Below are 21,832 nucleotides of genomic sequence, written 5' to 3'. Positions count from 1 at the left end.
CCCTTGGGTGTTTCGGGACGCGCATCCGGAAGCTGTTTTCAAAGTTTTACGCTGGCGGACGAGGCCGGATGAGCAGGGAACAGGCAGCTCTGCGCATCCGGCACGTTGCCGGGTCAAACTGTGCTCGTGACGCTTTGAAAACAGCTTCGTGCGGACTATGGCGCCAAAAACGGCGGGCTGAGTCTAGCGGAAATGGCTCACGAAGTTAAGTCGAGCGCGGCTGGCCGCTGGGGTGCGAGTCGTGTCTGGCGCGCTTCTCCGGACAAGCTCGGGGCCGCCAATCACAGGGCTCGCGGAGGGATTCGGCCGATCCGCATGCAAAGCCGGGTGACCCCGGTTGGACAAAAGTCTAAGATGCGCGGCCGGCCATCAAACCTGTTCTGCCATGTCCAGCCAGCGCATCAAAACCCCATGCATAGGTCTCTGCTCGACGGTCTACGGTGACGTCGTATGCCGTGGCTGCAAGCGCTTTCACCATGAGGTGGTGAACTGGAACGCCTATGACGACATGGAAAAGCGTGCGGTATGGCGGCGCCTGGAAACCCTATTGGCTCAGGTCATGGCGGCCAAGCTCGAGGTGTTCGACCCGCAATTGCTTCGCCAGCAGTTGGAGGCCCGACAGATCCGTTTCGTCCCGGAGCAGTCGCCCTATTGCTGGGCATATCAATTGATAGCTCGCGGCGCTCGGGTCATTCAGCAGCTCGAGGCCTATGGCGTCGTCCTGCTTCCGGAATTTCGCGAGTGGCCGCTACCGGAGCTGCGCGACGCGGTCGACCGGGAATTCTTTCTGCTGTCCGAAGCCCACTACGAGCGTTACATCGCGCCGCGCTTCCTGCGTGAAGGCGTGGATCTGCGCATCTGAGAACGAAAGCCCGCTGCAGGGCTTTCGTTTCTACGGTATCAATGGCGGACCAGATCTTCGAGATGGTCGATGACATCGTCCGGCTTGAGTACCAGCACATCGCTTTCCAGCGTATCCAGCACCACTTCGGCGGTATTGCCCATCAGCGCGCCGGAGAAGCCCGTGCGTGCCACTGTGCCGATGACCGTGACGACGGCCTTGAGCTGATGACAGACCCTGGGGATCAGCGCATCGGCCGGACCCTCCTCGACGTGCAGCTGTGCGTCCGGAATATCGAACTCCTCTTGGAAGCGCTTGCAGGCCTCGCGATAACGCGCCTCGATGGTTTCCTTCAACTGGAACGCCGGGTCGGCCGCGGACAGCATGGCGGAAGGGTGCGCGCTGATCACATGCAGCTTGCCGTCAGCCAGGTTGGCGATCTCGTAGCCGTGGTTGACGATGGTGGCGTGGAGCGTACGGTGCTCGAGATCGGCATTGCCCACATCCACCGCAGCGAGGATGTTGCCACCGGTCCATGGGTTGTCGGTTTTCACCATCAGCACCGGGCAGGGGCAATAGCGCAGCAGCTTCCAGTCTTCCGGCGTAAGCAGGGCGCGCTTGAGCGGGTTGTCCGGTACGTGTTGCTTGACGACCAGACCACAGCCCTCGGCCTGCTGGGCAGCGATGATGGTCTGGTGCAGACTTTCGTGCCATGCCTGTTGTGTGGTGACCTGATGCCCCTCGCTTTCCAGCTGCGCACGCAGATTCGCTAGATGTCCGCTGTGATCGTGCTTGGCATCGCAGGCCAGCAGGTGCAGGCGCGACTGGCTGACGGTCGAGATCAGGCGTGCTCGTTTCAAGGCCAGCTCTTGTGGCTGGTTCGGATCAATTACCACGAGGATGCAGCGAATGGCTTGCATGATCGGCTCCATTTCCTGATGCGGGTTGGTCAACTATAGACAAGCCTGCGACGCCAGTTGTGATGCATATCAAGGAAGACTGGCTGCCCCGCGCGGCATTCGTATAATGCCCGCCCGTTGCGGCGCGGTACCACGCGGCGAGACACTATTTTGTTCCTGAATATGCAAGGTTCGACATGCTGCCTGATCTGAACGACTTCCTCGCCTGCGCCACTCCCGCTGCCTGGGTGGAGGCTGCCTTGCAGAACCAGGACGTGATGCTGATCGACCACGGCAACTGCGAGAAAAAGGCGGCGGGGTCGGCGTTTCAGTTGATGTTCCGCTATGTCGACAAACCCGACCTGCAGAACAAGATGTCGCGTCTGGCGCGGGAGGAGCTGCGTCATTTCGAGCAGGTGCTGGCGATCATCCGTCGCCGCGAGATCGAGTTGCGCAATGTTGGCTCGTCTCGCTATGCCGCAGGATTGCGCGAGCTCGTGCGCAACCACGAACCCTATCGGTTAACCGACACGCTGGTGATCGGCGCCTTTATCGAGGCGCGCTCCTGTGAGCGCTTCGCCATGCTCGTGCCGCACTTGGACGAGGAGCTGGGCAAGTTCTATCACGGGCTGCTCAAGTCGGAAGCGCGGCACTTCCAGGATTACCTCAGGCTGGCTTATCTGTATGGCGACGCCGCCGATGTGGACGCCACCATCGTTCGGGTGCGCGAGCGGGAAAGGGAGCTGATCGAAAGCCCGGACAGCGAGTTCCGGTTTCACAGCGGCGTGCCGGCGGCAGCCTAGCTCAGGGCGAATGGCGCCTGGTGGTAGCCGTTTTCATCCACCTGCAGTGCCCAACCCTGTCGATCCCAGTCGCCCAACACGATCCGCTTGGCGGGTTGACCATCTACCTCGAGGTCATGTGTCGCCGGTCGATGGGTATGGCCGTGGATCAGCGTGCGTACGCGATGCTCGGCCAGTACGCCGGGTATCAGCTCCGGGGTGACGTCGATGATGTCGCTGGCTTTCATGCGCGTCTGGGTACGGCTTTCGTTGCGTAGCTTACGGGCCAGTTTCCGGCGAGTGGCGAGTGGAAGATTGCGCAGAACGAACAGGCTGAGGGGGTTGCGCAGCAATCGGCGTAGCCGCATGTAGCCCTCATCGCGGGTGCACAGGCTGTCGCCGTGCATCAGCAGTACCGGCTCGCCGCAGAGCTGGACCACGCTCGGATCAGCCAGCAGCTTGCAGCCGGCCTTGTGGCAGAAACTCTGGCCGAGCATGAAGTCGCGGTTGCCGTGCATCAGATAGATTCTGACGCCGCGCTCGCTCAGCGCACGCAGGGCGCGGGCAATCGACTCCTGGAACGGCGTCATGGCGTCGTCGCCAATCCAGACCTCGAAGAAGTCACCGAGAATGTACAGGGCTTCGGCCTGGGTAGCGCGCGTCGCGAGAAAATGCAGGAACGCCCGGGTGATATCCGGGCGTTCCTCTTCCAGATGCAGATCTGAGATCAGCAGGATCACTCGCGATTACTCGACGATCTCGGCCTTCTCGATCACCACGTCCTCCACCGGGACGTCCTGATGGCCGGACTTCATGGTGGTTGCCACAGCTTTGATCTTCTCGACCACATCCATGCCTTCGGTCACCTCGCCGAACACGGCATAGCCCCAGCCCTGAACGGTTGGCGCGCTGTGATCGAGGAAGTCGTTGTCCTTCACGTTGATGAAGAACTGCGCGGATGCCGAATGCGGCTCCATGGTGCGCGCCATCGCCAGAGTGCCGGTTTTGTTCGACAGGCCGTTGTTGGCCTCGTTCTTGATCGGCGCGCGGGTAGCCTTCTGCTTCATGCCCGGCTCGAAACCGCCGCCCTGGATCATGAAATTGCTGATCACGCGGTGGAAGATGGTGCCGTCGTAGTGGCCGCTCTTCACGTATTCCTTGAAGTTGGCAGTGGTTTCCGGAGCCTTGTCTTCGAACAGATTGACGGTGATGACGCCGTAGTTGGTGTGCAGTTTGATCATCGTGAGGGGTTCCGTTTCGTTGGTGCGGGCGTGCCGCTGCAAGGGTCGTCGTACCGAGTGCCGCCAGTCGCTGATCGTAGCGCCGCCTGAGCGCATTGCTCTGTCAGGGGGTTGACGGGTCCGCTATGATAGGCGCTTTGGTGCGACACGTGTGCACGTGTCGCGCTTGGTTTGGTTAACTGCACCATGGCTCCAAACCCTTTGTTTCAAGGGGTTAATGCTTAAAACAGCAGCTAATGTACCGGCTCAGCCTGGTAATCCTACGCTTCGGACGCTCTGCGTTTTTACGAGGCTAGGCAATGAATCTGCATCAATTCGCACCCAAAATGGGTCCGCAATGGGGTGTGGAAACCAGAAAGTTGCAATCTAGCCTAGCTCGATTGTTACAAATAATGTCTAACCCAGAGGGTGAATTCCGCCCTCTGGGCAGATTTCGTCCCTCACGTTGGGCATCGAGCCTTTATCACCGTCGTGAGACGTTGGGGGACGTTAAACCAAGCGCGGAGCGTCAAGCTCCGAATCGCATTGCTCAGCTCTGCTTGTTCAGGGAGTACCGAGCCTGGCGTGTACCCGCCAGTTCATTAGATCGGCATGCGTCAGGGGCCAACCCTGGGGTGTGAAGCCCGATTAACAATGTCTCGCTCGCAAGAGGGTGTTATCCGGTGACGGAGAACGCTTCGCGTCCGAATTGCACGGGCGCGACGAGGCTAATGACCTAACCCGCATGGCTAACGCATGTGAATCGTCGCCAGAACCCTCGTAACTATCGACGGGCCTACGGCAATTATTGGCCTCAGCCAAAAAACGGCATAGCAGTTGGCATCACAGTCAAAGCTTGTGATGCGGTACCACACAACTGTCGGGGGATAGACGAAGCCTAAACGGGGAATAGATGCGACTCGGGGAACGTGGCAATCCCGACCACTCGCCTGGTCAGCAACATCGGTCAGGCAGGCAAACCGCAAGGGGCGCTGATGGGTGTGGGGAATGGGAGGATGCAAAAAGCGAAGGGCTGCCTGTAATGGGTGGCATACCGGTTGAAACATCACCGGCAGGGGCAACCCTGGCTGACTTGCATCTGGTTTACGAGCGCAAAACATAGCCGCTGATTCCAGCGATAACAAACGACCCTATGGGCGACTACTGCCCATAGGGGAGTAGTCCGTCCTGAAAGTCGTGATCTCAGGAGGACAGTATGAAAACGCAACCAGCAGCACCGGTCGCGTCTGCGTCCTTCGACGGGATGACGAACTGGCACGATCTTGATTGGGCCAGGATTCAACAAGCCGTTCGGAAAACGCAGCTAAAGATTGCGCAGGCAACTGGGGAAGGCGACTGGCGCAGGGTTAAACGCCTGCAACGACTGCTGACCCACTCGTTCTATGGCCGCTGTCTGGCTGTAAGGCGAGTCACGGAGAACCGGGGTCGCAAGACGCCGGGTGTCGATGGAGAAACCTGGGGAACGCCTCAGGCCAAGCTCCAGGCCGTGGGACGTCTGTCGAAAAAGCGAGGCTATCGGCCCAAGCCGCTACGGCGGGTTTGGATACCGAAGCCCGGCAAGCCAGAGAAACGCCCACTGGGTATCCCGACGATGTTGGATCGGGCCATGCAGGCGCTGTATCTGCAAGCGTTGGAACCTGTAATCGAAAGCACCAGCGATCTGAAATCCTATGGATTTCGCCCGGATCGTTCGACTGCTGACGCAATGGTCGAGCTTTTCCACCTGCTGTCGCCACAAACGGCGCCGGTCTGGATTCTGGAAGGCGACATCAAAGGTTTCTTCGACAACATTAACCATGAATGGCTGTGCCGGAATGTTCCGATGGACAGGACGGTGCTGCGCAAGTGGTTGAAGGCCGGAGTTATCGACCGGCGACAACTCATGGCTACGGAGGCCGGGACGCCGCAGGGAGGAATTATCTCGCCCTGTCTGGCAAACGCCACCTTGAATGGCTTGGAAACCCAACTGAAGCGCCATCTGGTGCAGAAATTGGGAGCCAAAAAAGCTAAGAAGATCAAAGTGCAGTGTGTGCGCTATGCGGATGATTTTGTCGTTACGGCAGTCTCGAAAGAGCTGCTAGAGGACGAGGTCAAGCCATGGGTAGAGCAATTCCTGTCGGTACGAGGAGTTGCACTGTCACAGGCGAAAACGCAGATCACGCACATCAATCAAGGCTTCGATTTTCTAGGGTGGAATTTCAGGAAGTACGTGCCGAAATCGCCGTATAGGAAGGCCAAGCTGCTGATCAAACCCTCGAAGAAGAACGCCTCGGCGTTCTATCGGAAAGTGCGAGAGATCATCAAAAACAGCGGGGCACTGACGCAGGATGCGTTGATCGGCCAGCTGAACCCGGTACTGAAGGGGTGGGCGCAATACCACTCCCCGGTCGTGGCAAAACAGACCTTCAGCAAGCTGGATAGCTTGATTTTCTGGCGACTCTGGAGGTGGGCGAAGCGTAGGCACTCGAAGAAGTCGGCTGACTGGATCAGGAATAAATACTTCCGATCCATAGGCGGGCAGAACTGGGTGTTTGCGTATCCCTACAAAAATGGCAAGGGAGAAAGGCATTACCGACAGCTGTACAAGCTGGCGGAAACCGCAATCGTGCGTCACAAGCGTTTACCGGGTGAGTATCAGCCCTACGACGCGGCGCATGAGCTGAAGTGGGAGGCGTTGAGGGTTCAGCGGATGCAGCACAAGCTGCGTTATCGGGGGCAAATACTCAGTATCTTTCGCAGACAGAAGGGAGTTTGTGCCCTGTGCGGGTATGCGATCAGCAAGGAGACCGGTTGGCACGACCATCACGTCATCAGGCGTGTGGACGGCGGACCGGATACCTTGAGCAATCGCGTGCTGCTTCATCCCAACTGTCATGCGCTGGTGCATAGCCGGCGTGAAAAGGTAACTCTGCGATACGGTGGTCTGGAATGTTAAGATCACGCGACATTGTTGCCGGTCAGCCATCAGCTGACTTTTCGTAAACTTGAGCCGTATGCGGTGAAAGCCGCACGTACGGTTCTTAGGGGGGGACGGGCCAGTAATGGCCTGTCCCTACCCGACAATTGGTCGGCCTACCCTGAGAGGGTACTTGCAAACTACTGCACTCGGCATGCGGCGTTAAAACCTGCCTCGCCATCGCTCACTACTTTGTAAACCTCTCTAAGCCGCATACTCGCTGATCGTTAAGGACACCATGAGCAAGCCCGAGACTCCCGCCGCTAGCAACTTTCTCCGTCCGATCGTCCAGGCTGACCTGGACTCCGGCAAGCATGCCAAGATCATCACCCGTTTCCCCCCGGAGCCCAACGGTTATCTGCACATCGGGCACGCCAAGTCGATTTGCCTGAACTTTGGCCTGGCGAAGGAGTTCGGTGGTGAGTGCAACCTGCGTTTCGATGACACCAACCCGGCCAAGGAGGACCAGGAGTACATCGACGCGATCAAGAGCGACGTGCAGTGGCTTGGCTTCCAGTGGGCTGGCGAAGAGCGTTACGCCTCCGATTACTTCGATCAGCTGCATGACTGGGCCGTACACCTGATCAAGGCCGGCAAGGCGTATGTCTGCGACCTGACACCCGAGCAGGCTCGAGAGTACCGCGGCAGCCTGACCGAACCGGGCACGAACAGCCCGTTCCGCGAGCGCTCGGTGGAAGAGAATCTCGACCTGTTCGCCCGCATGAAGGCCGGCGAGTTCCCGGATGGCGCCCGTGCGCTGCGGGCGAAGATCGATATGGCGTCGCCGAATATGAACCTGCGCGACCCGATCCTCTACCGCATTCGCCATGCGCACCATCACCAGACCGGCGACAAGTGGTGCATCTATCCGAGCTACGACTTCACTCACGGTCAGTCGGATGCCATCGAGGGCATCACGCATTCCATCTGCACGTTGGAATTCGAGGACCATCGTCCGTTGTACGAGTGGTTTCTGGCCAACCTGCCTGTACCGGCCCAGCCTCGCCAATACGAGTTCGCCCGTCTCAACCTGAACTACACCATCACCAGCAAGCGCAAGCTCAAGCAGCTGGTCGATGAGAAGCATGTGAGTGGTTGGGACGACCCGCGCATGTCGACGCTCTCTGGCTTCCGGCGCCGCGGCTATACCCCAGCCTCGATCCGCAACTTCTGCGACATGATCGGCGTGAACCGCGCGGGCGGTGTTGTCGACATCGGCATGCTGGAGTTCGCGATTCGCGAAGACCTGGACGCCAACGCCGCGCGTGCCATGTGCGTGCTCAAGCCGCTCAAGGTGGTCATCACCAACTACCCGCAGGATCAGGTCGAGAACCTCGAGCTGCCGCGCCATCCCAAGCAGGACATGGGAGTGCGGGTGCTGCCGTTCAGCCGCGAGATCTATATCGATGCGGGCGACTTCGAGGAAGTCCCGCCAGCGGGCTTCAAGCGGCTGGTTCCCGGCGGGGAGGTACGCCTGCGCGGCAGCTACGTGATCCGTGCCGACGAGGCCGTCAAGGATGATCAGGGCAATATCGTCGAGCTGCGCTGCTCGTATGACGAAAACACCTTGGGCAAGAATCCCGAGGGCCGCAAAGTCAAAGGTGTGATCCACTGGGTGCCAGCTGCCGAAAGCGTCGAATGCGAGGTGCGCCTGTACGATCGTCTGTTCCGTTCCGCCAACCCGGAGAAGGACGAGGAGGGCGGCAGCTTCCTGGACAATATCAATCCCGAGTCGCTCGTCGTGCTCAAGGGGTGCCGCGCCGAGCCGTCGCTGGCCAATGCGGCTCCTGAAGAGCGCTTCCAGTTCGAGCGTGAAGGGTATTTCTGTGCCGACATGAAGGACAGCAAGCCCGGCGCTCCCGTGTTCAATCGCACCGTCACGCTGCGTGACTCCTGGGGTCAATGATGGCGCTGGCAATCTACAACACCCTGAGCAAGGCCAAGGAGCCGTTCCGCCCCCTGGAAGGCAACAAGGTGCGCATGTACGTCTGCGGGATGACGGTCTACGACTTCTGCCATATCGGTCATGCGCGGGTGATGGTGGCGTTCGACGTGGTCACCCGCTGGCTGCGCCACCGAGGCTACGATGTCACCTACGTGCGCAACATCACTGACATCGACGACAAGATCATTCGCCGAGCCAGCGAGAACGGCGAGCCGTTCCAGGCGCTAGTCGAACGCATGATTGCGGCCATGCATGAAGATGAGACGCGCCTCAACGTGTTGCGTCCGGACGTCGAGCCTCGCGCCACCGACCATATCGCCGGCATGCATACGATGATCCAGACACTCATCGACAAGGGTTTCGCCTATGCGCCGGGCAACGGGGACGTCTACTACCGGGTCGGCAAGTTCGTCGGTTATGGCAAATTGTCGCGTCGCAAGATCGAAGACCTGAAGATCGGTGCTCGTATCGAAGTGGACGAAGCCAAGGAAGATCCGCTGGACTTCGTACTGTGGAAGGGCGCCAAGCCGGGCGAGCCGAGCTGGGATTCGCCGTGGGGCCCTGGGCGTCCCGGTTGGCATATCGAGTGTTCGGTGATGTCCACCTGCTGCCTGGGCGAGACGTTCGACATCCATGGTGGCGGCCCGGACCTGGTGTTTCCGCACCACGAGAACGAGATCGCACAGAGCGAGGCGGCCACCGGCAAGCTTTACGCGAACGCCTGGATGCACGCCGGTGCGGTGCGTGTCGATGGCGAGAAGATGTCCAAGAGCCTGGGCAATTTCTTCACCATCCGCGAAGTGCTGGAGAAGTACCACCCGGAGGTGGTGCGCTATCTGCTGGTATCCAGCCACTACCGCAGCCCGATCAACTACTCCGAAGACAGTTTGCGTGAAGCCAAGAGCGCTCTGGAGCGTTTCTACAACGGCCTCAAGGGCTTGCCGGAGGCTCAGCCTGCCGGCGGCGATGAGTTTGTTGCGCGCTTCGCTGCGGCGATGGATGACGACTTCAACTCGCCGGAAGGCTGCGCCGTGCTGTTCGAGATGATTCGTGAGGTGAACCGCCTGCGTGAGTCTGATCTGACTGCCGCGGCGGCGCTGGCTGCACGACTCAAGGAGCTGGCGGGCGTATTGGGCGTGCTGCAGCTTGAGCCTGGAGCCTTCCTGCAAGCGGGTGCGGCGGGGAAGGTCGATGCAGCTGAGGTCGAAGCGCTGATCGCTGCGCGACTGGCAGCCAGGGCGGAAAAGAACTGGGGCGAATCCGATCGCATCCGAGATCAGCTCACCGCGATGGGGGTGGTGCTGGAGGACGGGAAGGGCGGGACGACCTGGCGCTTAGCCGAATAGTCGAATACAAACAAGAACGGCGCCAAAGGGCGCCGTTCTTGTTTGCGTCGTTCCCGATCAGTCGTGCAAATGTTCTGCAGCGTACAGGGTATTTTCCAGCAGGCAGGCGCGGGTCATCGGGCCCACGCCGCCCGGGACCGGAGTGATCCAGGCAGCGCGTTCGCTGGCAGGCTCGAACTCCACATCACCCAGCAAACGCCCGTCGGTCTGGCGGTTGATGCCCACGTCGATAACGATTGCACCGGGCTTGATCCACTCACCCTTGACCAGTCCAGTGATGCCGGTGGCGACCACTACCAGGTCGGCACGCCGTACATGTTCGGCCAGATTGCGGGTGAAGCGGTGAGTTACGGTAGTGGTGCAGCCGGCGAGCAGCAGCTCCAGCGCCATTGGCCGGCCGACGATATTGGAGGCGCCCACGACTACGGCGTCCAGACCGTGCAGGTCGACCCCTGTGCTTTCCAGCAGCGTCATGATCCCTTTTGGGGTGCAAGGGCGCAGCAGCGGCATACGTTGGGCCAGCCGACCAACGTTGTAGGGGTGGAATCCATCCACGTCCTTGTCCGGACGAATACGCTCGAGCAGTTGCGACGCATCGAGGTGCTTGGGCAGCGGCAGCTGCACCAGGATGCCGTCAATGGAGGCGTCGTCGTTCAGCTGATCGATCAGAGCCAGCAGGTCCTCCTGGCGGGTATCGCTCGGCAGGTCATGAGCAACGGAGTTGAAACCGACTTCCTCGCAATCCTTGCGCTTGTGCGCCACATATACCTGGGAGGCCGGGTCGCTGCCCACGAGAATCACGGCGAGGCCGGGCGCGCGGAGCCCTTGGGCACGGCGCTCGGCAACACGACCAGAAATCTGTTGGCGAATATTGGCAGCAATCGTTTTACCGTCGATCAGTTTTGCGGTCATGACGCTTGATTAACCATTGGAGAGGACGAGGAAAGGGCGCGTATTCTCGCATGCCATGGTCATACGGCAAAGGCGAACCGGCTAACGGCGGTTGTAACTCCTTTATCTAACTGAAATTTTTTTGAATTTGCTGTTGACGACTGTTTGGAGCCTCTATAACATTCGCCCCGCTTGTCGAGCACAGCCTGCTGCTGGGTAAGATGGCTTAGAAGAAACAGCTTCTTCAACGGCCGGAGCTTCAAGTCTGCGCTCCGAACAGAATGCAGATAAAAGCGCCCGTAGCTCAGCTGGATAGAGCATCCGCCTTCTAAGCGGATGGTCGCAGGTTCGAGTCCTGCCGGGTGCGCCATTTCGGGCTCTGGCACAAGCAAAGCGTAATATGGTGGGCGTAGCTCAGTTGGTAGAGCACAGGATTGTGGCTCCTGGTGTCGAGGGTTCGATCCCCTTCGTCCACCCCATATTCCAGAAAACGCCAGGCGCTGCCTGGCGTTTTCGTTTAAGCCCGCTTGGCGGACGTGGTGAAATTGGTAGACACACCAGATTTAGGTTCTGGCGCCGCAAGGTGTGAGAGTTCGAGTCTCTCCGTCCGCACCATGTAACAAGGTGAAAGCCCCGGATTCCGGGGCTTTCGCGTTTCTGGCGATGTGATTTCTGTTACCCGATGAAGCCGTTGACTGAAACGGCAAAACGTCCGCTGGATTTTGCGCTCCGCCTGGAGCGACTCTCCGGCTCTCTCCTTGATGACCGCAGCTTCATCCCTCTGAACGTTCCGATGTGTGGCGCTCGACGTTGTTCACCACCGAAATTCATCCTATGATCCATACGTAGGATGAATTTGGAGGTGGCGAATGACGTTGCAGCATGCGGAACGTTTATCGCTGGTGGAGCGCGTCATCGACCAGCTGCGCACGCAGATCACTGCCGGCTCATGGGAATGCGGTGAGCGTATTCCTACCGAGCCCCAGCTCAGCGACATGCTCGGCGTGGGCAGAAATACCGTTCGTGAGGCGGTGCGCGCGCTGGTGCACACAGGGCTGCTGGAGGTTCGCCAGGGTGCCGGCACGTTCGTTCGGTCAAACCGGGACCCTTCGGAGTTGCTCGAAAGCCTGGACCATGCCGCGCTGCACGATCAGCTGGAGGTCCGTCGGGCTTTGGAGGTCGAAGCGGCGCGACTCGCCGCGTCACGTCGTACCGATGACGACCTGAAAGCGATCAGTGATGCGCTTGGCGCCAGAGGAAGCTGGACTGACGCGGCCTCGCTTGAGGCATTCGTCCACCGCGATGCGCAGTTTCATTTAAGCATTGTCCGGGCCAGTCACAACGCGGCACTGGTTGAGATGTACCGGTTCTTCTGGGCTGGCCTACAGAACACCATCGCCAGGACGGAAGCGGAGAAGCATCTCCCTGAACCTACCTATCAGGCCCACGCGGCCGTCTATGAGGCCATTGTGCGTGGCTGCCCGGAGCAGGCCGCCATCGCAGCCAGCGAGCTGCTGACTCCGGCGCTACAGGCCCTTTCTTCGACAACAAAAAAAGCAACGAACAAACCGGAGTAGCCATAGACATGGATCATTCGATCGCCACTTGGGCAATCCTGCTCGCAGCTGCTTTCCTGGGCGGTGGGCTGAATGCCATCGCCGGAGGCGGTAGCTTTTTCACGTTCCCGGCCCTGGTTTATGCAGGCGTGCCGCCTGTTGCAGCGAATGCTTCGGGGACCGTTGCGCTGTTGCCGGGATACTTCGCAAGCACCTGGGGTTATCGGGAGGATCTCCAGGCTCCGGCCACGCTGAGCATGCGTTCGCTTCTCGCCGTCAGTCTGGGTGGGGGTGCATTTGGCGCGGCGCTGCTGCTAACGACGCCAGATGACGTGTTTCGCGCCATCGTGCCCTGGCTGCTTCTGGTTGCCACTTTGCTTTTCGCGTTCGGGCCATGGTTGCTGCGCACGTTCAAGCGCACCGCCGGCTCCGGCGAGGCCGGTACCTGGGTGCAGGCCTGTGCGATCGCTGCGGTGAGTGTTTATGGTGGCTACTTCAACGGCGGACTGGGCATTGTCCTGCTGGCTGCTTTCAGCCTGCTCGGCCATAGCAACATCAACGCGATGCAGGGACTCAAGAACCTTGTGTCATCGGTATTGACCGCAATCGCCGTGTCGGTTTACGCCTTTGGAGGCGCCATATTCTGGCGTGAAGCGCTGGTAATGATGCTGGCTGCAACAGTCGGAGGGTATGTCATGGCTCGTGTCGGACGACGCCTGCCGGCAACGCTGGTACGCGCGGTGGTAATCGTGACCGGGTCGATCATGACGATACTGTTCTTCCGGAGCTGATGAGCGATGCCGCCCGTAAGGCTCGGACGGGCCGGCAGGTGCGATTCGCAAGCGCCCTGCGGCTTGCAGGTTGTGTGAGAGGCAGGGTGACTTATGCTGGTCGAGCCACTAGAATGCTTGCCCATTCTGGGGCCGGAACGCCCGGCTTATGTCTGTGCAACGAGGAAAATCCATGCAAGTTTCTGTTGAAAGCACCTCCGCTCTTGAGCGCCGCATGACCATCGGCGTGCCGGTCGAGCGCATCGAGACCGAAGTCAACAAGCGTCTGCAACAGACCGCCAGCCGTGCCAAGATCCCCGGTTTCCGCCCCGGCAAGGTGCCGATGAGCGTGATCCGTCAGCGTTATGAGGAAGCCGCTCGTCAGGAAGCGCTGGGCGACCTGATCCAGTCCACCTTCTACGAAGCCATCGTGGCCGAGAAGCTGAACCCGGCTGGTGCTCCGTCCGTCGAGCCGAAGGTATTCGAGAAGGGCAAGGATCTCGAGTACGTCGCCACCTTCGAAGTATTCCCCGAGTTTGAAGTGGCTGGTTTCGAGGCCATCGAGATCGAGCGTCTGCAGGCTGAAGTGACTGATGCCGACGTCGACAACATGCTGGAAATCCTGCGCAAGCAGAACACTCGCTTCGAGAGCGTCGAGCGTGCTGCCGAGAACGGCGACCAGGTGAACATCGACTTCGTCGGCAAGATCGACGGTGAAGCTTTTGCCGGCGGCTCGGCCAAAGGCACTCAGCTGGTGCTGGGTTCCGGCCGCATGATCCCGGGCTTCGAAGACGCCCTGGTCGGCGCCAAGGCCGGCGATGAGCGCGTGATCACCCCGACTTTCCCCGAGGATTACCAGAACCTCGATCTGGCCGGCAAAACTGCCGAGTTCACCGTCACCGTGAATAGCGTCGCGGCTCCTCAGCTACCGGAACTCAACGAGGAGTTCTTTGCCCAGTTCGGCGTTCAGGAAGGTGGCGTGGAAGGTTTCCGCGCGGAAGTGAAAAAGAACATGGAGCGCGAACTGCGTCAGGCCATCAAGACCAAGGTGAAGAACCAGGTCATGGAAGGGCTGGTTGCGGGTAACCCGATCGAAGTGCCCAAAGCACTGGTAGACAATGAAGTGAACCGCCTCCGCGTACAGGCGGTGCAGCAGTTCGGCGGCAACATCAAGCCAGACCAGCTGCCGGCTGAGCTATTCCAGGAGCAGGCCAAGCGTCGTGTCGTGCTGGGTCTGATCGTGGCTGAAGTGGTCAAGCAGAAAGAGCTCAAGCCGGACGAAGCGCGCGTTCGTGAGCTGATCGAAGAAATGGCTTCCGCTTACCAGGAGCCGGAGCAGGTTGTGGCCTGGTACTACAAGAATGCTGAGCAGTTGAACGAAGTTCGCTCGGTTGTGCTCGAAGAGCAAGTTGTAGATACTGTTCTGCAGCAGGCCAAGGTGACCGACAAGTCGGTCTCCTACGAAGAAGCCGTCAAGCCTGCGGAAGCTCCGCAAGCAGCCTGATTTTCTTCATATATTCGAGTGCACAAACATAAGCCAGCCTCGTGCTGGCTTATGTCTTTTGAGGCATGACATAGGGAGTATCGTTGGAACATGTCCCGCAATCCTTTTATGCAAGCTCCGGACATTCAGGCCGCCGGCGGCCTGGTCCCGATGGTGATCGAGCAATCCGCACGCGGTGAGCGCGCCTACGACATCTATTCACGCCTCCTGAAGGAGCGGGTGATCTTCATGGTCGGCCAGGTCGAAGACTACATGGCCAACCTGATCGTGGCGCAGCTGCTGTTCCTCGAGGCGGAAAACCCCGAGAAAGACATTCACCTCTATATCAATTCCCCGGGTGGCTCGGTGACCGCTGGCATGTCGATCTACGACACCATGCAGTTCATCAAGCCTAACGTCTCGACCATCTGTATCGGTCAGGCTTGCTCCATGGGAGCCCTGTTGCTGGCGGGCGGTGCGGCGGGCAAGCGTTACTGCTTGCCGCATTCGCGCATGATGATTCACCAGCCTCTGGGTGGCTTCCAGGGTCAGGCTTCGGACATCGAAATTCACGCCCGGGAAATCCTGACCATTCGCGAGCGCTTGAACAAGGTGCTTGCCCATCACACTGGCCAGCCCATGGACGTCATTGCCCGTGATACCGATCGCGACAATTTCATGAGCGGTGAAGAAGCCGTCAAATACGGCCTCATCGACCAGGTTCTGACCCAGCGCCAACTGGCCGTCTGATCGCCCCAGCCTGCGATATGTGGCTGTTCCGTGGGCTTGAAAAAGCCCACGATTGCCTTCATCTTGTGTTTCAAGCCTTCCCGATTGGATCGATCGAATGACTGACACCCGCAACGGCGAGGACTCCGGCAAACTGCTCTATTGCTCTTTTTGCGGCAAAAGCCAGCATGAAGTTCGCAAGTTGATCGCCGGGCCCTCCGTTTTCATCTGCGACGAGTGCGTCGACCTGTGCAATGACATCATCCGTGAGGAGGTGCAGGAAGCCCAGGCCGAGAGCAACGCGCATAAGCTGCCTGCGCCAAAGGAGATCAGCGGCATTCTCGACCAGTACGTCATTGGTCAGGAGCGCGCGAAAAAGATCCTCGCGGTGGCCGTGTACAACCATTACAAGCGCCTCAACCAGCGCGACAAGAAAGAAGAAGTCGAGCTGGGCAAGAGCAACATCCTGCTGATCGGTCCCACTGGCTCCGGCAAGACGCTGCTCGCCGAGACGCTGGCGCGCCTGCTCAATGTTCCGTTCACCATTGCCGATGCAACCACGCTTACCGAGGCGGGTTACGTGGGTGAAGACGTCGAGAACATCATCCAGAAGCTGCTGCAGAAGTGCGATTACGATGTGGAGAAGGCCCAGATGGGCATTGTCTATATCGATGAGATCGACAAGATCTCCCGCAAATCGGATAACCCGTCCATCACCCGAGACGTTTCCGGTGAGGGCGTGCAGCAGGCGCTGCTGAAGCTGATCGAAGGCACCGTTGCTTCCGTCCCGCCGCAGGGTGGCCGTAAGCATCCGCAGCAGGAGTTCCTGCAGGTCGACACGCGCAACATCCTGTTCATCTGCGGCGGCGCATTCGCCGGCCTGGAAAAGGTTATCCAGGGTCGCTCCACCCAGGGTGGCATCGGCTTCAACGCGGAAGTGCGCAGTAAGGACCCGGGCAAGAAGATCGGTGAAGCGCTGCGTGCGGTCGAGCCGGATGATCTGGTCAAGTTCGGCTTGATCCCTGAGTTCGTCGGTCGTCTGCCGGTGATCGCAACCCTCGACGAGCTCGACGAAGCCGCGTTGATCCAGATCCTGACCGAGCCGAAGAACGCGTTGACCAAGCAGTACGCCAAACTGTTCGAACTCGAGGGAGTGGATCTCGAATTCCGCCCGGACGCGCTGAAAGCTGTCGCTCATCGTGCACTCGAACGCAAGACGGGTGCACGCGGTTTGCGCTCGATTCTCGAAGGCGTTCTGCTGGACACCATGTATGAAATTCCGTCGCAGAAGGACGTCAGCAAGGTGGTCATCGATGAAAGCGTGATCGAAGGCACATCCCAGCCTTTGCTGATCTACGAGAACACCGAGCCGCCAGCCAAGGCTGCGCCTGAGGCGTGATCGAACAAAGGGGCCTTCGGGCCCCTTTGTATTTGGCTCGCCGCCTTGTTTTTTGCCGAGGGTGCCCTCATCTTTGCTGCAAGGGTATAGCCCGTCCGTTTACCGCCGTATGGCCGTCGTAGAGCTGAATTTATGAAAACAACCATCGAATTGCCCCTCTTGCCGCTGCGCGATGTGGTGGTTTACCCGCATATGGTGATCCCGCTTTTCGTTGGCCGTGAAAAATCCATCGAGGCGCTCGAATCCGCCATGTCCGGCGACAAGCAGATTCTCCTGCTGGCGCAGAAGAATCCGGCCGACGACGACCCGGGCGAAGATGCGCTATATCGCGTCGGCACCGTTGCTACCGTGCTGCAGCTGCTCAAGCTTCCGGACGGCACCGTCAAGGTGCTGGTCGAAGGTGAGCAGCGGGGCGTGATCGAGCGATTCGTCGAAGTCGACGATCACTGTCGAGCCGAGGTTTCGCTGATCGAGGAAGCCGATGTCGATGCACGCGAATCGGAAGTTTTCACGCGCAGCCTGCTCAGTCAGTTCGAGCAGTACGTGCAGCTTGGCAAGAAGGTCCCGGCAGAGGTGCTGTCCTCACTGAGCAGCATCGACGAGCCGGCCCGCCTAGTCGACACCATGGCGGCGCACATGGCGCTGAAGATCGAGCAGAAACAGCAGATCCTGGAGATCACCGACCTACCTGCCCGTGTCGAGCACGTCCTGGCGTTGTTGGACGCCGAGATCGATCTGCTTCAGGTCGAGAAGCGCATTCGCGGCCGCGTGAAGAAGCAGATGGAGCGCAGCCAGCGCGAGTACTACCTGAACGAGCAGATGAAGGCCATTCAGAAGGAGCTCGGCGATATCGATGAAGGCCATAACGAAGTCGATGAACTGAAGAAGCGTATCGAGAACGCCGGACTCAGCAAGGATGCCTATGCCAAGGCCCAGGCGGAGCTGAACAAGCTCAAGCAGATGTCACCGATGTCGGCCGAAGCGACGGTAGTGCGGACCTATATCGACTGGCTGGTGAACGTGCCTTGGAAAGCCGCCAGCAAGGTCCGGCTGGACCTCGCCAAGGCAGAAGAGGTGCTCGACGCCGACCACTATGGTCTGGAAGAGGTCAAGGACCGCATCCTTGAGTATCTCGCCGTGCAGAAGCGTGTGAAGAAGCTCAAGGGCCCGGTGCTCTGCCTGGTAGGGCCGCCCGGTGTCGGCAAGACGTCCCTCGCCGAATCCATTGCGCGTTCGACCAATCGCAAGTTTGTTCGCATGGCGCTGGGCGGTGTGCGTGACGAAGCCGAGATTCGCGGCCATCGCCGCACCTACATCGGTTCCATGCCGGGCCGCCTGATCCAGAAGATGACCAAGGTGGGCGTGCGCAACCCGCTGTTCCTGCTCGACGAGATCGACAAGATGGGCAGCGACATGCGCGGCGATCCTGCCTCGGCACTGCTCGAGGTGCTGGACCCGGAGCAGAACCACAACTTCAACGATCACTATCTGGAGGTCGACTATGACCTCTCGGACGTGATGTTCCTCTGTACCGCCAACTCGATGAACATTCCGGCGCCGTTGCTCGACCGCATGGAAGTCATCCGCCTGCCTGGCTATACCGAGGACGAGAAGGTCAACATTGCCACACGGTATCTGGCGCCCAAGCAGATTGAGGCCAATGGTCTGAAGAAGGGCGAGCTGGAGTTCCAGGAAGCCGCTATCAGGGACATCATTCGCTACTACACCCGGGAGGCCGGTGTTCGCAGCCTTGAGCGCCAGCTGGCCAAGGTGTGCCGCAAGGTGGTCAAGGAGCATGCGGCCGAGAAACGCTTCCATGTGATTGTGGATGCCGATTCTCTCGAGCATTTCCTGGGTGTTCGCAAGTTCCGTTACGGGCTCGCCGAACAGCAGGATCAGGTAGGGCAGGTCACCGGGCTGGCCTGGACTCAGGTCGGTGGCGAGCTGCTGACGATCGAGGCGGCCGTGGTACCGGGCAAAGGGCGGCTCACCAAGACCGGCTCGCTGGGCGAGGTGATGGGCGAGTCGATTACCGCGGCGCTGACGGTGGTTCGCAGCCGGGCGGTCAGCCTGGGCATTGCTGCCGATTTCCATGAAAAGCAGGACATCCATATCCACGTGCCAGAGGGCGCCACCCCCAAGGATGGCCCGAGCGCTGGTATCGGGATGTGTACGGCGCTTGTTTCTGCCCTGACGCAGATCCCGGTGCGCGCAGATGTCGCAATGACCGGCGAGATCACATTGCGTGGACAAGTGCTGGCCATTGGTGGACTGAAGGAGAAACTTCTGGCTGCGCATCGCGGCGGAATCAAGACGGTGATCATTCCGGAAGAAAATCAGCGTGATCTGAAAGAGATTCCTGAAAATATTAAGCAGGACCTGCAGATTAAACCGGTGAAGTGGATTGACGAGGTCCTGCAAATTGCGCTGCAATACGCGCCGGAGCCCTTGCCCGATGCGGCTCCCGAGATTGTTGCAAAGGACGACAAGCGCGAGCCTGATTCCAAGGAGCGAATCAGCACGCATTAGTCTGGAAGGCCACGTTGACACACTTCAGGTGCCCTTGTTTAATCGGCCTCTTGTGTCAGAGCCATCTAGCACCGCTTTGCTTACACCCGAAAATTAAAGATACGACTCAACAGAAATAAGGGGACTTAGAGTGAACAAGTCGGAACTGATCGATGCCATCGCTGCATCTGCTGATATCCCAAAAGCTGTTGCTGGCCGCGCGCTGGATGCAGTGATCGAATCCGTCACCGGCGCCCTGAAGGCTGGTGACTCCGTGGTACTGGTTGGTTTCGGTACTTTCGCTGTCAAGGAGCGCGCTGCGCGCACTGGTCGCAACCCGCAGACTGGCAAGCCGATCAACATCGCTGCTGCCAAGATCCCGGGCTTCAAAGCTGGCAAGGCTCTGAAAGACGCTGTCAACTAAGCGTTTTGTTACCCGGCCAGTCAGCGTGCGCTGCGCTGGCACGGGGCGGTTGTCGAGCAGGCCTGGCCTGCCGAGATCTGGCTTGGGGGAATAAGCCCAACCGCTCCAAAGGCTCCGAGAAGGCGCATCCCTGGATGCGCCTTTCTTTTATCCGGTTTCCACCCGCGGTGCGCAGTCTTGCGGGCCGCAGACTCCTGGGGGTCGCATGCTTCAGAACATCAGGGACAATTCACAAGGCTGGATTGCCAAAACAATCATCGGCGTCATCGTCGTGCTGCTGGCCTTGACTGGCTTCGATGCCATCTTCAATGCCGCCAGCAACGCCCAGAACGCTGCAGAAGTCAACGGCGAGGAAATTTCCCGCTACGACCTCGACCAGGCCATGAACATGCAGCGCCGGCAGCTTGCCCAGCAGCTCGGGCAGGATTTCGATCCTTCCCTGCTCGACGACCGCCTGCTGCGCGATGCGGCTCTCGGCTCGCTGATCGATCGCATGCTGCTGTTGCAGGCCGCCAAGGGCGCCAACTTCGCATTCTCGCGCGAAGCGCTCGATCAACTGATCCTGCAGACCCCCGAGTTCCAGGTTGACGGTGCTTTCAACCCTGCCCGGTTTGATCAGGTGATCCAGCAGATGGGCTATTCCCGTCTCCAGTTCCGCCAGCTGCTCGAACAGGAAATGCTGATTGGCCAGCTGCGCGCTGGCATTTCCGGTACCGGTTTCGTTACCGATCAGCAGGTGCAAAACTTTGCCCGCCTGGAGATGCAGACCCGGGATTTCGCTACGCTGACCGTGCCGGCGCAGCACGAAGCCATTGATGTCAGCGACGACCAGATCAACGAGTTCTACGAGGCCAATGCCGACCGTTTTCGTACCCCTGAACAGGTCGTCGTCGAATACGTCGAGCTGAAGAAGGAGTCGTTCTTCGATCAGGTCGAGGCGTCCGACGAGGAGTTGCAGGAGCTGTATCAGAAGCAGATCGCCAATCTGGCAGAACAGCGCCGCGCCGCGCATATCCTGATCGAGACCGGCGGTGAACTGAGCGACGACGAGGCCAAGGCCAAGATCGACGAGATCGCCGCGCGCGTGAAGAATGGTGAGGATTTCGCCGCGGTCGCCAAGGAGGTTTCCCAGGATCCGGGCTCGGCCAACGAAGGTGGCGACTTGGGCTTTGCTGGTCCAGGGGTGTACGACCCAGCATTCGAAGATGCGCTTTATGCATTGAACGAAGGCGAGGTCTCGGCACCGGTCAAGTCGGAGTTCGGCTGGCACATCATCAAGCTGCTCGGCGTCCAGTCACCGGAGGTTCCCTCTTTCGAAAGCATGAAGCCGGAGCTGGTACGCGAGCTGAAGGCCCAGCAGGTCGAGCAACGCTTCGTGGAGACCAGCAAACAGCTGGAAGACGCTGCCTTCGAGGCATCCGACCTGGCGCAGCCTGCGCAGGAGCTGGGTTTGATGGTGCAGACCACCGAAGCGTTCGGGCGTGAGGGCGGCGAAGGCATCACGGCCAATCGGCAGGTCATCCAGGCTGCGTTCAGCGAGGAAGTGCTGGTGGACGGCGCCAACAGCAGCGTGATCGAACTGGACCCTGATACGGCGGTGGTGATTCGCGTCAAGGAGCACCTGAAGCCTGCGCCGATTCCGCTTGCCGACGTTCGTGACGATATCGTGCAGCAACTCCAGCGCACGCTGGCGGCCGAAACCGCTCGTACTCAGGGTGAGCAGCTGTTGGCCGAGCTGCGCGAAGGCAAGCAACCTGAAGGGCAGTGGCAGGCGGTCGAAGCGGCCACTCGCAGCCAGGAGGGCGTCGCACCGGCGCTGCTGCAGGCAGTGTTCCGCATGCCGCGTCCGGAGCAGCAGGACAAGCCCAGCTACTCGGGCGTGGCGCTGAACAACGGCGATTACGTGGTTGTGCGACTGAACGGCGTCAATGAGGCTGACGCCACTTTGTCCGACGAAGAGAAGCTGAACATTCGCCGCTTCCTGGCTTCGCGGATGGGGCAACAGGACTTCGCGGCGTTCCGTCAGAAGCTGCAGGCCGAAGCGAAGATCGAGCGTTTCTGA

Annotated in this window: 17 protein-coding genes and 3 tRNA genes; 16 read left to right on the top strand and 4 right to left on the bottom strand. The window is 59.7% G+C overall.

What is annotated here, in order from left to right; genetic code table 11:
• Nucleotides 1–385: 385 nt before the first annotated feature.
• Nucleotides 386–862 carry a DUF1289 domain-containing protein gene (locus tag P5703_RS10795; protein WP_084899316.1) on the top strand — a complete coding sequence of 159 codons (477 nt, stop codon included), beginning with the start codon at nt 386–388 and terminating at the stop codon, nt 860–862.
• A gap of 38 nt (nt 863–900) precedes the next feature.
• Here P5703_RS10795 and uspL read toward each other — a convergent pair whose 3' ends face one another.
• Nucleotides 901–1,761 (bottom strand): universal stress protein UspL, encoded by an 861-nt coding sequence (uspL, locus tag P5703_RS10790; RefSeq protein WP_011913188.1) that lies wholly within the window; start codon nt 1,759–1,761, stop codon nt 901–903.
• Between the two features lie 176 nt (nt 1,762–1,937).
• Between uspL and P5703_RS10785 the strand changes: the two genes are divergently transcribed.
• Nucleotides 1,938–2,543, top strand: a complete 606-nt coding sequence (locus P5703_RS10785; RefSeq protein WP_011913189.1) for a MiaE family protein — start codon at nt 1,938–1,940, stop codon at nt 2,541–2,543.
• Here the strand turns inward: P5703_RS10785 and lpxH are convergent.
• Both lpxH and P5703_RS10775 read right to left on the bottom strand, forming a co-directional pair.
• Nucleotides 2,540–3,262, bottom strand: coding sequence for a UDP-2,3-diacylglucosamine diphosphatase (gene lpxH, locus P5703_RS10780; RefSeq protein WP_285586714.1), 723 nt, complete (start codon nt 3,260–3,262; stop codon nt 2,540–2,542). The two genes, P5703_RS10785 and lpxH, sit on opposite strands and share 4 nt — an antisense overlap.
• 6 nt (nt 3,263–3,268) lie before the next feature.
• Nucleotides 3,269–3,763: a peptidylprolyl isomerase gene (locus P5703_RS10775; RefSeq protein WP_013982747.1), complete on the bottom strand. Its 495-nt coding sequence runs from the start codon at nt 3,761–3,763 to the stop codon at nt 3,269–3,271.
• A 1,195-nt stretch (nt 3,764–4,958) separates the two neighbouring features.
• On the opposite strand from P5703_RS10775, the gene ltrA reads away from it, so the two are divergent.
• The 3 genes from ltrA to cysS all read left to right on the top strand — a co-directional run bounded on the left by ltrA (nt 4,959) and on the right by cysS (nt 10,010).
• Nucleotides 4,959–6,698 (top strand): group II intron reverse transcriptase/maturase, encoded by a 1,740-nt coding sequence (gene ltrA / locus P5703_RS10770; RefSeq protein WP_285586710.1) that lies wholly within the window; start codon nt 4,959–4,961, stop codon nt 6,696–6,698.
• A gap of 259 nt (nt 6,699–6,957) precedes the next feature.
• Nucleotides 6,958–8,625 (top strand): glutamine--tRNA ligase/YqeY domain fusion protein, encoded by a 1,668-nt coding sequence (locus P5703_RS10765; protein ID WP_011913192.1) that lies wholly within the window; start codon nt 6,958–6,960, stop codon nt 8,623–8,625.
• On the top strand, nt 8,625–10,010 hold the full coding sequence (cysS, locus tag P5703_RS10760) for a cysteine--tRNA ligase (protein ID WP_049339981.1): 1,386 nt from the start codon (nt 8,625–8,627) through the stop codon (nt 10,008–10,010). Before P5703_RS10765 ends, cysS begins: the two co-directional genes overlap by 1 nt.
• Before the next feature lie 57 nt (nt 10,011–10,067).
• Here the strand turns inward: cysS and folD are convergent, their stop codons facing one another.
• The gene (gene folD, locus P5703_RS10755) at nt 10,068–10,922 is read right to left on the bottom strand and encodes a bifunctional methylenetetrahydrofolate dehydrogenase/methenyltetrahydrofolate cyclohydrolase FolD (protein WP_014596658.1); all 855 of its coding nucleotides are present in this window, start codon (nt 10,920–10,922) and stop codon (nt 10,068–10,070) included.
• A 272-nt stretch (nt 10,923–11,194) separates the two neighbouring features.
• Between folD and P5703_RS10750 the strand changes: the two genes are divergently transcribed.
• The 11 genes from P5703_RS10750 to P5703_RS10700 all read left to right on the top strand — a co-directional run bounded on the left by P5703_RS10750 (nt 11,195) and on the right by P5703_RS10700 (nt 21,832).
• Nucleotides 11,195–11,271 (top strand) — tRNA-Arg (locus P5703_RS10750).
• 33 nt (nt 11,272–11,304) lie between these two features.
• Nucleotides 11,305–11,380, top strand: a tRNA-His gene (locus tag P5703_RS10745).
• Nucleotides 11,381–11,431: 51 nt separating this feature from the next.
• Nucleotides 11,432–11,516, top strand: a tRNA-Leu gene (locus P5703_RS10740).
• A 254-nt stretch (nt 11,517–11,770) separates the two neighbouring features.
• Complete coding sequence (locus P5703_RS10735) at nt 11,771–12,478, top strand: FadR/GntR family transcriptional regulator (RefSeq protein ID WP_125866089.1); 708 nt, start codon at nt 11,771–11,773, stop codon at nt 12,476–12,478.
• 8 nt (nt 12,479–12,486) lie between these two features.
• Complete coding sequence (locus P5703_RS10730) at nt 12,487–13,248, top strand: sulfite exporter TauE/SafE family protein (RefSeq protein ID WP_049339837.1); 762 nt, start codon at nt 12,487–12,489, stop codon at nt 13,246–13,248.
• 172 nt (nt 13,249–13,420) lie between these two features.
• Nucleotides 13,421–14,731: a trigger factor gene (gene tig, locus P5703_RS10725; protein WP_014596661.1), complete on the top strand. Its 1,311-nt coding sequence runs from the start codon at nt 13,421–13,423 to the stop codon at nt 14,729–14,731.
• Nucleotides 14,732–14,821: 90 nt separating this feature from the next.
• The gene (clpP, locus tag P5703_RS10720; RefSeq protein ID WP_013982753.1) at nt 14,822–15,460 is read left to right on the top strand and encodes an ATP-dependent Clp endopeptidase proteolytic subunit ClpP; all 639 of its coding nucleotides are present in this window, start codon (nt 14,822–14,824) and stop codon (nt 15,458–15,460) included.
• A gap of 97 nt (nt 15,461–15,557) precedes the next feature.
• On the top strand, nt 15,558–16,838 hold the full coding sequence (gene clpX / locus P5703_RS10715; protein ID WP_049339836.1) for an ATP-dependent Clp protease ATP-binding subunit ClpX: 1,281 nt from the start codon (nt 15,558–15,560) through the stop codon (nt 16,836–16,838).
• 132 nt (nt 16,839–16,970) lie between these two features.
• The gene (gene lon / locus P5703_RS10710) at nt 16,971–19,367 is read left to right on the top strand and encodes an endopeptidase La (protein WP_011913200.1); all 2,397 of its coding nucleotides are present in this window, start codon (nt 16,971–16,973) and stop codon (nt 19,365–19,367) included.
• Between the two features lie 130 nt (nt 19,368–19,497).
• The gene (gene hupB / locus P5703_RS10705) at nt 19,498–19,770 is read left to right on the top strand and encodes a nucleoid-associated protein HU-beta (RefSeq protein WP_003282502.1); all 273 of its coding nucleotides are present in this window, start codon (nt 19,498–19,500) and stop codon (nt 19,768–19,770) included.
• Nucleotides 19,771–19,975: 205 nt separating this feature from the next.
• Entirely contained in the window at nt 19,976–21,832 is a 1,857-nt protein-coding gene (locus P5703_RS10700; protein ID WP_285586695.1) for a SurA N-terminal domain-containing protein, read from the top strand.

The organism is Stutzerimonas sp. FeSN7, assembly GCF_030263795.1.
GTDB classification, from domain to species: Bacteria; Pseudomonadota; Gammaproteobacteria; order Pseudomonadales; family Pseudomonadaceae; genus Stutzerimonas; species Stutzerimonas stutzeri.
Note: the sequence above shows the minus strand (reverse complement) of the source record. Positions and strands in the feature narration are given on the sequence as shown.

Coding starts and splice junctions, on each gene's coding strand:
- P5703_RS10795 (WP_084899316.1), top strand. CDS start 386: ATGTCCAGCCAGCGCATCAAAACCCCATGCATAGGTCTCTGCTCGACG.
- uspL (WP_011913188.1), bottom strand. CDS start 1,761: ATGCAAGCCATTCGCTGCATCCTCGTGGTAATTGATCCGAACCAGCCA.
- P5703_RS10785 (WP_011913189.1), top strand. CDS start 1,938: ATGCTGCCTGATCTGAACGACTTCCTCGCCTGCGCCACTCCCGCTGCC.
- P5703_RS10775 (WP_013982747.1), bottom strand. CDS start 3,763: ATGATCAAACTGCACACCAACTACGGCGTCATCACCGTCAATCTGTTC.
- ltrA (WP_285586710.1), top strand. CDS start 4,959: ATGAAAACGCAACCAGCAGCACCGGTCGCGTCTGCGTCCTTCGACGGG.
- P5703_RS10765 (WP_011913192.1), top strand. CDS start 6,958: ATGAGCAAGCCCGAGACTCCCGCCGCTAGCAACTTTCTCCGTCCGATC.
- cysS (WP_049339981.1), top strand. CDS start 8,625: ATGGCGCTGGCAATCTACAACACCCTGAGCAAGGCCAAGGAGCCGTTC.
- folD (WP_014596658.1), bottom strand. CDS start 10,922: ATGACCGCAAAACTGATCGACGGTAAAACGATTGCTGCCAATATTCGC.
- P5703_RS10735 (WP_125866089.1), top strand. CDS start 11,771: ATGACGTTGCAGCATGCGGAACGTTTATCGCTGGTGGAGCGCGTCATC.
- P5703_RS10730 (WP_049339837.1), top strand. CDS start 12,487: ATGGATCATTCGATCGCCACTTGGGCAATCCTGCTCGCAGCTGCTTTC.
- tig (WP_014596661.1), top strand. CDS start 13,421: ATGCAAGTTTCTGTTGAAAGCACCTCCGCTCTTGAGCGCCGCATGACC.
- clpP (WP_013982753.1), top strand. CDS start 14,822: ATGTCCCGCAATCCTTTTATGCAAGCTCCGGACATTCAGGCCGCCGGC.
- clpX (WP_049339836.1), top strand. CDS start 15,558: ATGACTGACACCCGCAACGGCGAGGACTCCGGCAAACTGCTCTATTGC.
- lon (WP_011913200.1), top strand. CDS start 16,971: ATGAAAACAACCATCGAATTGCCCCTCTTGCCGCTGCGCGATGTGGTG.
- P5703_RS10700 (WP_285586695.1), top strand. CDS start 19,976: ATGCTTCAGAACATCAGGGACAATTCACAAGGCTGGATTGCCAAAACA.